Source organism: Kribbella sp. NBC_01505, assembly GCF_045040285.1.
Taxonomy (GTDB): Bacteria; Actinomycetota; Actinomycetes; order Propionibacteriales; family Kribbellaceae; genus Kribbella.
The window spans coordinates 7819046-7829539 of sequence record NZ_CP109425.1 but is presented as its reverse complement, the minus strand read 5'-3'; the positions used below and the strand labels follow the sequence as shown (position 1 = coordinate 7829539).

The following is a 10494-nucleotide window of genomic DNA, read 5'->3' as shown; positions in this document are numbered from 1 at the left end:
TCTCCTGTCAGCCGGCCGGCGGCGGGCAGACGCCGTCGCCCAGTTCGGGGAATTCGACACAAACCGCGTTGTCCACCAGCGGGCCGACGTACAGCCGGAAGTCGTCGACGAGACCGGCGAACTCGCTCCCGGTCGCGCGGCCCTTACCGACGACCGTGCTACCCAGCCGGTACGGCGACGTGTACGCGTCCGTACCGCCCTCCACCGGGGTCTTGTCGACGGTCAGCTCGATGTCACCCAGCGGGTCCTGGTTCGTCGCGCCGGTGGCGTTGGCGTCGTACGTGCCGACCAACAGCCGCCAGTCGCTGGTTGCTGCGTCGTTGTCCTCCGGGAAGACGGCCCGGTTCTCCCCGGTCCCATCGGCACGTGCTCGGGTGAAGACCCACTGGCCTCCGAGCGAGTCCAACGGCTCCCAGGCCAGGCGCCACGCATCGCGATCGGCGCCGGCCTGCCGGGCAACGACCGCCGGCTTGCTCGCATCGCTCAGCTTGACCCAGACGGCCGCCGAGAACGTCGTACCGGCGTCGACCACCGGTCGCGGCAACGACAGTGCCTCGCTGGCGGCACCGGTGAACTGCAGCACCTTGCCGCGGTCGTCGTCCTCGACGAAGGCAGCCGCCTGATCCGCGCCGGCGCCACCGAATCCGGACATGATCATGTTGGCGCCGAAGACGGTCTCCGGAGTCCGCCAGACGTTGTCCGTACCCAGCGTCGCGGTGTCCAGCGGCCAGCGAGCAGCCTGGCGAACGACGACCGAGCCGTCCTTGCGAAGGTCGGTCAACCCCATGATCACCTTGGCGTCCAAAGCTCGTTGCCACAGGTTGACGGAGTCCACCGAGCCCGGGAACCGGTTGGTGAAGACGTCGTTGTACTGACCTTGCCCCACAGACAGCGGACCGGTCGCCTTCCAGGCCGAGTCCGGGTAGGCAACGTTTCCGGCGGTCTGCAGCCGGCCGTTGACGTAGAGCTGCATGCGGCCGAGACCCTGGTCGTAAACGCCGACCAGGTGGGTCCAGGCGCCGAGAACGGCCGGCTCGTCGGAGGTCGCCTTCACATTGACGGGTGACATCGCATCGGTCTTCATGCGGAGGAAGACCCAGCGGTTCAGCGACAGCGAGTAGTAGAGCTCGAAGGCACTGCCGATGTTGCCGGCCGCGCCGACGACCACCGCTTCCTTCGCCGACGTCACTCGGGCCCACGCGGAGACCGTGAAGCTCTTCGAGGTGTCGACCGGAGTCACCGCGGTCTGCGCGAAGTCGTCGACTCCGTCGACCTTCAACGATCCGCCGTCCCGGCCGGCGTCGTCGAATGCCGCGCCGCCGCTCAGCGTCAAGGGATGCGCCGGGCTGGCCGAGTCGGCCGCGGTCGTCCCTTGGCCGTCGTCGAACGACCACGAAGCCACGGGTGGCGACGCGCTCTTGACGTTGATCAGGTAGTCCCGGGGCTTGCTCGCATGGGACGCGCCGTCATAGCTGACCACGTGCAGCATGTTGTAGCCCTCTTGTGGTGGCACCAGACTCTTCACGACGTTGAGGCCGCTCGCCGCACCACGCGCAGTCTGGCCCTGGAACCAGTACTCGTGCCGGACGACGTCAGGTGCACCGCCCTTGATCGTCACCGAGAGCGCGTCCCCGAGCGGGACGATCTCGTCGCAACGCGTCGCGCCGACGCAGTTCGGCACGTCCGTGCTGCCGTACTTCGCCGTCACGATCGGCGCCGGCGGCGCCGATCGGTCGACCTTGAAGTAGCAGTAGATCGTGAACGCCGAGGCGAGCGAGCCGGTGGACGAGTACGGATAGATGGTCCGGGCCCGGAAGTGCACCAGTTGCCCGTCCGGGATATCCGTACTCGGGATCGTCACCGTCTGCGGGATGCCAGGCGCGACGAGCCCGGTCCGCAGCATCCGGAACGAGTTGCCGGTGGTGCTGTACAGGTAGATCTCGGTGTAGACCTTGAGGCCCTCGTTAACGTTGCCCTTGAGGACGGGGGTGACGCCGAACTGGATGTTGTTCGAGCCGACGTTCACCGGCGAGCTCGCGTCGTCACAGCCGACGGCCGGGTCGGTCAGGCCGAGCCGGCGGGGTACGTCCGGAGGGGTCACGTAGTTGACCTCGAGCTCACCGAAGGAGCTGAACTGCTTCCAGGCCAGTCCGTCGGTCTCGCTCGTCGCGGTCATCCGGAAGGTCGAGGTGGTGTAGCCCTTGGTCGCCGTGTCGATCATCGAGTTGGTGACCGGGATCTCCTCGTACGCGTCCGGGCAGGACGTGTTGTACCCGTGCGCGAAGCTCTTGCTACCGGCCGCGAGCTGGACCGCGGGCTGCTTGTTCCAGGTCGTCGCGGTCGTGATCGGCGCGGTGCGGGTCACGGTGACCGAGTGCGCCGTGCAGTTCGCCGAATGGGTCTCGTACGTCCGGAAGTTCGCGCTGAGGACGGTCTTGCCGCGGAAGAGGGTGGTGTCGAACTGCCAGAAGGAGCGGACGATCTTGTGCTGCTCGAAGTCCTCGAAGCCGACGCCGAGGCTGTGGGTGGTCTTGTAGAACGAGGTGGTCGGGTAGAGCTGCCAGGCGGCTGCCCAGGAGGCGCGGGTGACCGTTTTCAGGACCGGGTCCAGGACGACCGGGTAGACCGTGGTCGGGTTCGTCAGCAGCTTGGCGTCGGGGACCATGGTGAGGCCGGTCGGGTCGCCGCGGAGTTGCATGGCTGTTGAGTGCGTCCCGGCCGGGCCGTCGCTGACGAGCTCGGCCGAGCTACGGGCAGCGGCCGCTTGCTTGCCTTGGGCACCGGATTGGGCAGCGGATTGGGCGCCGGTCTGGGCGGCGTCCCACATGATGGCGTCGCCGGCGGACATGATGAGGCGGCCGGTCTTGTCGACGTAGGCGGGGCCGCCGGGGCGGTTCGCGCGCAGGGACAGGCCGGCGGTCGTGACCGGGAACTTGATCGAGCGGAGTGCCGGGTTCGAGGCGGCTTCGCGGCTCTTCACGACCAGGTTGTAGCTGAGGCCTTCGGAGGTTGAGTCGACGACGAGGTCGACGCCCTGGAGGACTTCGCCGTACGTCGCGGTGGAGCCCGAGAGTGATGGTCGCGGGAGAGTCCAGGGCGACTTGAGCTCGAAGGTGCCCTCCTTCAGGCCGACCTTGCCGACCGGGCCGCTGCCGCCGCCCGACAGGGCGATGTCGGACAGGGCGTTCTTCGGCCCGACGGTGCCGTCCGGGCGGAACTCGAGGGTGGTGTCGATCGCGTTCCAGACGCCGTCGCGCTTCACGCGCACCGGGCCGTTCGAGACCTTGCTGGTCAGCGAGCCGTCCGGGTTGGCGAAGGTCTGCGACAGCTCCGTGGTCCGGTCGGCGATCTCGACCCGGGCACCGCCGGCGGCCGCGAACTTCATGGCCTCCGCCTGGTCCCGGCCCACTTTCGGGATCGGAGGTGGCGCCGCAACAGCCGGTACGGCGTGCAGTCCGGTCGTCAGCACGGCCAGGGCAACCAGCACCGCAACTGTGCCTCGACCGCCATCAAGGCGCGCCAAAGCAGCACGAGATCCCCACACGTTCCCCACCCCACCTGTTCGTTCACACATCCCGAGGGGCCAACTTTCAACCGTGCAGCCCGCCCAGGACCAGGTACAACCCGTACAAAGGCCCATCCAGTTCGGATGGGCCTCTGTGACGCGGGCTACAGCGTCGGCTCCACCACCGACCGGGTCATCGTCTGGAACTACTGGAACGGCCCCTGCCGGCGCTGGCAACTCACCAAGTTCTAATCCCTCGGCAGGATAGATTGCGGATATGGGACGGGATGTGCGGGTGGTTTATCGGAAGTTCGACGAGAGTCTGCACTGGCATCAGTGGCTGGAGTGGCTTGGGGAGGATGAGCACGGGGTCTGGCTGGGTGGGCGGGTCGGAGCTGTGTCGCAGCGCGGTGAGGGGCTGAAGCTCACCGCGGAGGAAGCGCATGTGCAGCTGTTTCCGCGGGACAAGTGGTTCACGGCGATCTTCAACGACGCGCCGCGGATGACGGAGATCTACTGCGACATCACCACGCCGGTCGAGTTCTCCGAGGATCGCGTGACGATGATCGATCTGGATCTGGACGTGATCAAGCGGCGCGACGGGACCGTGCTGGTGGATGACGAGGACGAGTTCGCCGAGCACCAGGTGAAGTACGGATATCCGGCCGAGATCATCGAGCGGGCGCAGGCTTCGTGCGACTGGCTGGTGAAGGCGGTGGCGAACGACGAGCCGTTCACCACCGTCTACAAGACCTACCTGGATATGGTGCGGTAGCTGACGGTTGTGTTCTTGAGCAGGAGCGCGCCGGGAAGCGGGGCGCGTTGGCCGGCGAACATGTCGGCTATTGGGGAGACCGTGAGGTAGAGGTTCTGGCCGGCCGGTACGTCGACGGCGATGGCCGGGAGCTCGATGGTACGGCGGACGCCGTGGGCTGCTCGTTCTTCGCGCAGCGGCATGGTGTTGTTCTGGATGACGCGGGCGGTCAGCGGGCTGGTGCCAACGCTCAGGGCGAGGAACGCCGGGGTGCGCGGGACGATCGTGTAGACGTTCGCGGAGACGTGCGGGGTGCCGGCGACGGTGAGCGGGCCGGCGGCGATCTTCACGTTGACCGGGAGGCCGGCGCCGGTCGGAGTGGCGATCTTGCCCAGGGAGCGCGTGGTGTTGGATGCGAGGGTTCGTTGCGTCAGGCAACGGCCATCGGCGGTGGAGAGGTGGTACTGCCCGAAGCCGGTCAGACCGGTGGACTGCCCCAGCAGGTTGAGCCGCAGGAAGCGGAGCGCCAGGTTGGCGAAGTTCGGGGAACCGAGGGCGATCGAGCACGGGTCGCCGGAGGTGCCGTAGCCCGGCGGTACGACGGCGGGTAGGGCGTGGCCGCCGTTGTAGCCGACGAGCATCGAGCGAGACCGGGCGCGCGGGGTGAGGGCGCGGTCGAAGTTGGACAGGCCTTCGTTGAGGTTGAAGAGGTTGTCGGTGACGCCCTGCTCGAACAGGACCGGTATGTCGAGTTTGCGGCCGTGCGCGACGTGCCAGGCGGGACCGTTCTTCGCGAAGAAGGCGGTGAGGTCCCGGCCGGCCTTGCCGGTCGGCCAGGCGCCGGTGGCGATCAGGGTCGCCCAGGACTTGCCGATCGCGGGCGGCAGGTTCTTGCCGCCGCTGGAGTAGAGGATTCCGAGCCAGATCGTCCGCGCGGTCTCGGACGGGGCGAGGGAGCGCTTGAGATCCCACCAGGTGATCTCGGGGGCGAGCGCGTCGAAGCGGGTCCGGCCGTGGTCGCGGATCTCGGTGAAGGCACCGGCGAGCTGGTAGCCGCCGCCGTACGAGCCTCCGATCGCGCCGATCAGCGGGTCACCGGGTCGTTGCTTGGTCACCCAATCCAGGCTCGCGACGAAGTCGATCAGCTTCACGACGTCGCGGCCCTCGTAGTCCGGGTTCATCACGTGCGCGACGCCGGTGCTCTCGCCCCAGCTGCGCTGGTCGAAGCTGAGGATGCCGAAGCCCGCGTCGAGGTGGGCCCGGAACTGCCGGATGTCGGTGGTCCGCGAGCCGCCCCAGCCGTGGCTGCTGAAGATCAGCGGCACGGTGTGGGTCGCCGAGGCCACGGCGGGTTTGAAAAGTGTGTAGCAGATCTTCACCGGCACTTTGGTCCCCGGCTCGGGGACTGAGAGGACGCAGCCGGTGGTGACCGTGTCCTCGGCTGGAACGGCAGCGGCGGCCGGCGCTGGGACAAGCGCTGCACCGAAGAACAGGAGGGCTGAGAGGGCAGAAAGCGCACGCCGCATGTGATCACTCCCCGTGGTGGACGGATCTCGCTCCGCACACGCTAGACGACGGTGAGCGTCGTTACCAGCGCCAGCCTCGGCACAGATCGCCGTGAGGAGCTGCGACACTGTGCACCGTGCATATCGCGATCGAGATCGTCGCCCTCGTCGCCGTGGTGGCGGGCGGGGCCGCGCTGGCTCGGCGGATCGGGCTGTCGGCTCCCCTGCTGCTCGTGGTGATCGGGGTCGCCGCGTCCTATCTGCCGTTCGTCCCCCGGGTCGAGCTGGAACCCGAAGTGGTCCTGATCGGCTTCCTGCCGCCGCTGCTGTACTCCGCGGCGATCAAGACCAGCCTGGTCGACTTCACCAAACATCGCCGGTCGATCGGCCTGCTGTCGATCGGCCTGGTCGCCTTCACCACGGTCGGTGTCGGCCTGACGGCGTACTGGCTGCTCAATGTGGTGGCCGAGTCGCAGGGCTACAAGCCGCTGCCGCTGTGGGCGGCGTTCGCGATCGGCGCGGTCGTCGCGCCCCCGGACGCCGTAGCGGCGACCGCGATCGCGCGGCGGGTGGGTCTCCCCCGGCGCGTGGTGACGATTCTCGAGGGCGAGAGCCTGGTGAACGACGCGACCGCGCTGGTGCTCCTTCGGACCGCGATCGGCGCGGCCCTGGTCACGCCGACCGTCCTCCACGTGGGCCTCGACTTCCTCCGAGCGGCCGGTGGCGGAATCGTGATCGGCCTGGTGGTGGCGATCCTGCTGGCCAAGGTCCGCAAGCGGTTCACCGATCCGGTGCTGGACACCACGCTGAGCCTGACCGCGCCCTTCATCGCGTACGTCGCCGCCGAGAACCACACGATCCACGCGTCCGGCGTACTGGCGGTGGTCGTCTGCGGCCTGATCCTCGGTCACAAGGCGCCGATCCTCCAGTCCGCCAAGTCGCGCATCTCGGAGAGCACGAACTGGCGCACCTTCCAGTTCCTGCTGGAGAACACGGTCTTCCTGCTGATCGGCCTGCAGACGCGGTGGATCCTCGACGACCTCGCCGAGAGCCCGCTGCCGGGCTGGCTGATCGCGGTCGCGACGATCGCCGTCTTCCTGGCCACGGTTCTGCTCCGGCCGATCTGGGTCATCCCGACCACCTACCTGTCCCGGCGCATCCTCGGCCGGTCCCGTCCGGGGCCGGTCTCCTTCGGGGCGGTGATCGTCGTGAGCTGGGCCGGGATGCGCGGCGTGGTCACACTCGCCGCCGTCTTCACCCTGCCGGAGAACACGCCGCACCGCGAGGTGCTCGTCTTCATGGCGCTCGCGGTCACCGGTGGCACGCTGCTGCTCAACGGCTCGACCCTGCCCTGGCTGGTACGGCGGTTGCGCCTGCCCGGGCCGGATCCCGCAGAGGACGCGCTGCAGGAGGCCGCCGTACTGCAAGGGGCGCATCGGGCCGCGCTCGAGAAGCTGGACGAGATCACGACTCCGGACGATCCCGAGGCGGTACTCGCGGTTCTCCGGCAACGCGGTGAGTCGCGTGCTCTGGCCGCGTGGGAGCGGTTGGGGCGGCCGGAGACGGAGTACGAGACGCCGAGCGAGGCGTACCGGCGGCTGCGGATGGCCATGCTGGAGGCCGAGCGGTCGCACATCCTCGAGGTTCGCGACGCCGGTCTGGTCGCCGACGAGGTCCTGCAGCGGGCGCAGTCAGTGCTCGACATCGAGGAGTCGATCCTGGATCGCAACGAGGACGACGATGTCGGCGGCCGCTCGGAGGACCTGCGTCCACCGGCCTCGGCGAGTGGCGGCTGCGAGCACCTCCGCGAGGCGCCCGCGGTGGTCACCCCGAACACGCCCTCGGGCTGTGAGGAATGTCTGGCCGAGGGTGGCACCTGGGTGCACCTGCGATTGTGTCTGGGCTGCGGTCACGTCGGTTGCTGCGACTCGTCGGAGATGAAGCACGCGAGCAAGCACTACGACGAGACCAAGCACCCGGTGATGCGCAGTTTCGAGCCCGGTGAGAACTGGCGCTGGTGCTTCGTGGACGAGAAGCTCGGCTGATGGCGGCCTGTCTGTTCTGCTCGATCATCGCCGGTACGACGCCGGCGCACATCGTCCTGGACACGCCGGAGGTGCTCGGCTTCCTCGACATCCGGCCGGTGTTCAAGGGCCACACGCTGATCGTGCCGCGCGAACACGTGCCGACGATGGTCGAGCTGCCGGACGAGCTGACCGTGCCGCTGTTCGGGGCCGCTCGTTCGGTCGCGGCCGCGGTGCGGACGGCGTACGAGGCGCAGGGGTCGTTCGTTGCCGTGAACAACGTTGTGTCGCAGTCCGTCCCCCATCTCCACGTGCACGTCGTGCCGCGGACGAAAGGGGACGGACTGCGCGGCTTCTTCTGGCCGCGGACCAAGTACGCCGACGATGCCGAAGCGGCGGACTACGCCGAGCGACTGCGAGCTGTGCTCTAGAGCGGTCGGTCCAGCCGCTCGGTCAGTCGCTCCAAGGCACGCTCGACCGCGGCCCGGACAGTGTGGTCCGGGTCGTCGGCCAGCTCCTCCACCGCGGCTGCGTGCTCGAACTCCCCCGCGGCACCGATCGCCCGGACGGCGGCCGCCCGCACCCTCGGCAGCTCGTGCTCCAGCATCGGCAGCAGCGAATCGACCAGCTGACCGAGCTCCCGCTGGGCGGTGATCCGGGCGACGTGCTCACGGACGCGCCAGGCCGGATCGTCCGCCACGGCCAGCAAGGCGTCCACCGCGTCGTCCCGCCAGACATAGAGCAGGACGCGCGCGGCCCAGACCCGGATCCAGTAGTAGTTCACCGGGTCGACCGGCGGCTTCCAGCCGCCCGGATTCGGCGAGCCGGTGAGCGCGACCAGCTTCGGCAGGTCCGCGCCGTACGCCGCGTCGCCGGAGATCTCGCCGGTCAGGAAGGCGATCGCCCAGTCGATCACCGTGTCCTCGCCGTACGCGGCGCAGGCGGCCTGCACCACTTCGCGCGGATGGTCTCGAGTCATGAGGTCAGTAAATCCCGTCCCACCGACAATTGACCTGAGACGCCGCGCATACTGCCGGACATGGACCAGGTATGAGGCCGCCGCCGAGTCCGCAAGACGCGTTCCGAGAGCTTTTCGAGCGGAACTTCCGGGAACTGCTCGGCTACGCGCTGCGCCGGTGCGGCTCCCCTGACGACGCGGCTGATGTCGTGGCCGACACGATGCTGGTCGCCTGGCGACGGTTCGACCAGGTGCCCACCGACGGCACCGCACGACTCTGGCTGTACGGCGTCGCCCGCCGCGTGCTCGCGAATCACCGGCGCGGGGTCCAGCGGCGGGACCGCCTCGGCGAACGACTGCGCGTGGAGCTGCAGGACGTCGTACCGGATCATGCCGACGGGGTCGAGGCGAACGCCGTACTGGTGGCGGCGTTGGCCGGGTTGGGTGAGCCCGACCGCGAGCTGATCATGCTCACCACCTGGGAGAACCTGGAACCGCAGGAAGCGGCGGTGGTCCTCGACGTACCGGCGCGGGTGGTTCGGACCCGGCTGCACCGGGCGCGTGGCCGGCTGCGGAAACAGTTGGGAGACGCCTTCGGCGATCACGGACATGAACGGGATGAACGAACCCTGCGACCAGCTCAGGAGGAGCGATGAACGAGCGCGAACTCGACCAGCTGATCGCGCGGGCCAACCCGTACGGCGACGAGACGGTCCGGCAACTGCCGACCGCGGGCGCCGAGTCCGATCTGCTGGAGGACATCTTGACCACCACCGAACCCGCCACCCGGTTACGGCCGAGCCGCCGCCGTCGACTGCGCAATCATCGAGTGGTCATTGGCGCCGCGGCCGCGGTCGCCGTGGCAGCCGCCGTCGGCGTCGTGGGCGCCGTACTGCCGAAGGACAGTCCGGTCGCGCCGCTCGTGGCACCGCAGCCGGCGTACGCGGCAGAGCTCGTCGCGGTTGCCGAGGCGAACGAGCGCATCCTGATCGACGACCCGGCCTGGAAGATCTCGCAGGTCGACGAGTTCACCAAGGACTCGGGTGACATGACGTTCAGCAACGGGGACAAGAAGTTCCAGGTCACCTGGTATCCCGCGAGCGACTACCAGTCCTACTTCAAGGACCGGACCGATGGCTCGGTCGGGCACGCCGAGGTGCAGGTGCTCGGTCAGAGGGGGACGCTGTTCCGCTATGCCAACGAGAACTTCGACTTCGCGTTCATGCTGCCGTCGAAGGGCCCGAGCTTCGTCGAGACCCGCGCCGACCTCGGTTCCGAGGAGGCCTACCGGGAGGTGCTCGGCAAGCTGAAGAAGGTCGACGTCAACACCTGGCTCGGCGCGATGCCCGAGTCGGTCGTGAAGCCGGAGAAGGTGCGCGCGGCGGTGGACGGCATCCTGGCCGAGGTCACGGTCCCGAAGGGCTTCAACAAGGCGCCGCTGTACAAGGAGACGGTGATCGCGCGCTACCACCTCGGTGTCCGGGTCGCCGGCGCGGCGTCCTGCGCCTGGCTCGACCAGTGGACTGCTGCGACAGAGTCCGGTGACAAGGCGAAGGCGGCCGAGGCCGTGAAGGCCATGCAGGGCAGCAAGTCCTGGAAGATCCTGAAGGAGATGCAGGCCGAGGGCGACTACCCCGACAGCATCTGGACGTACGCCGACGAGATCGCCGGCAAGGTCAAGCCGGAGTCCAAGAGCGGCAAGCCCGCCGACGGCTACCAGGAAGGCCTCGGCTGCCACTGATCACTAA

The 10494-nt window shown here is 68.5% G+C and carries 8 protein-coding genes; 5 read left to right on the top strand and 3 right to left on the bottom strand.

Features of this window, described 5'->3' with window-relative positions; translation table 11 throughout:
- Nucleotides 1-7: 7 nt before the first annotated feature.
- Nucleotides 8-3487, bottom strand: coding sequence for a LamG-like jellyroll fold domain-containing protein (locus OG474_RS36790; RefSeq protein WP_405058256.1), 3480 nt, complete (start codon nucleotides 3485-3487; stop codon nucleotides 8-10).
- Between the two features lie 295 nt (nucleotides 3488-3782).
- On the opposite strand from OG474_RS36790, the gene OG474_RS36785 reads away from it, so the two are divergent.
- On the top strand, nucleotides 3783-4280 hold the full coding sequence (locus tag OG474_RS36785; protein ID WP_405058255.1) for a DUF402 domain-containing protein: 498 nt from the start codon (nucleotides 3783-3785) through the stop codon (nucleotides 4278-4280).
- Here the strand turns inward: OG474_RS36785 and OG474_RS36780 are convergent.
- A complete protein-coding gene (locus OG474_RS36780; protein ID WP_405058254.1) occupies nucleotides 4259-5785 on the bottom strand; it encodes a CocE/NonD family hydrolase in 1527 nt (508 codons plus the stop codon). The two genes, OG474_RS36785 and OG474_RS36780, sit on opposite strands and share 22 nt — an antisense overlap.
- 116 nt (nucleotides 5786-5901) lie before the next feature.
- Between OG474_RS36780 and OG474_RS36775 the strand changes: the two genes are divergently transcribed.
- Both OG474_RS36775 and OG474_RS36770 read left to right on the top strand, forming a co-directional pair.
- Nucleotides 5902-7809 carry a Na+/H+ antiporter gene (locus OG474_RS36775; protein ID WP_405058253.1) on the top strand — a complete coding sequence of 636 codons (1908 nt, stop codon included), beginning with the start codon at nucleotides 5902-5904 and terminating at the stop codon, nucleotides 7807-7809.
- Nucleotides 7809-8219, top strand: a complete 411-nt coding sequence (locus OG474_RS36770; protein ID WP_405058252.1) for an HIT family protein — start codon at nucleotides 7809-7811, stop codon at nucleotides 8217-8219. Before OG474_RS36775 ends, OG474_RS36770 begins: the two co-directional genes overlap by 1 nt.
- Here the strand turns inward: OG474_RS36770 and OG474_RS36765 are convergent.
- The gene (locus tag OG474_RS36765; protein WP_405058251.1) at nucleotides 8216-8767 is read right to left on the bottom strand and encodes a HEAT repeat domain-containing protein; all 552 of its coding nucleotides are present in this window, start codon (nucleotides 8765-8767) and stop codon (nucleotides 8216-8218) included. The two genes, OG474_RS36770 and OG474_RS36765, sit on opposite strands and share 4 nt — an antisense overlap.
- Before the next feature lie 71 nt (nucleotides 8768-8838).
- Here OG474_RS36765 and OG474_RS36760 point away from each other — a divergent pair, with 71 nt between their 5' ends.
- Together OG474_RS36760 and OG474_RS36755 are read left to right on the top strand one after the other, a co-directional pair.
- Nucleotides 8839-9402: an RNA polymerase sigma factor gene (locus OG474_RS36760; RefSeq protein WP_405058250.1), complete on the top strand. Its 564-nt coding sequence runs from the start codon at nucleotides 8839-8841 to the stop codon at nucleotides 9400-9402.
- Nucleotides 9399-10487: a hypothetical protein gene (locus OG474_RS36755; RefSeq protein ID WP_405058249.1), complete on the top strand. Its 1089-nt coding sequence runs from the start codon at nucleotides 9399-9401 to the stop codon at nucleotides 10485-10487. The genes OG474_RS36760 and OG474_RS36755 overlap by 4 nt, the downstream gene beginning before the upstream one ends.
- Nucleotides 10488-10494: the final 7 nt, after the last annotated feature.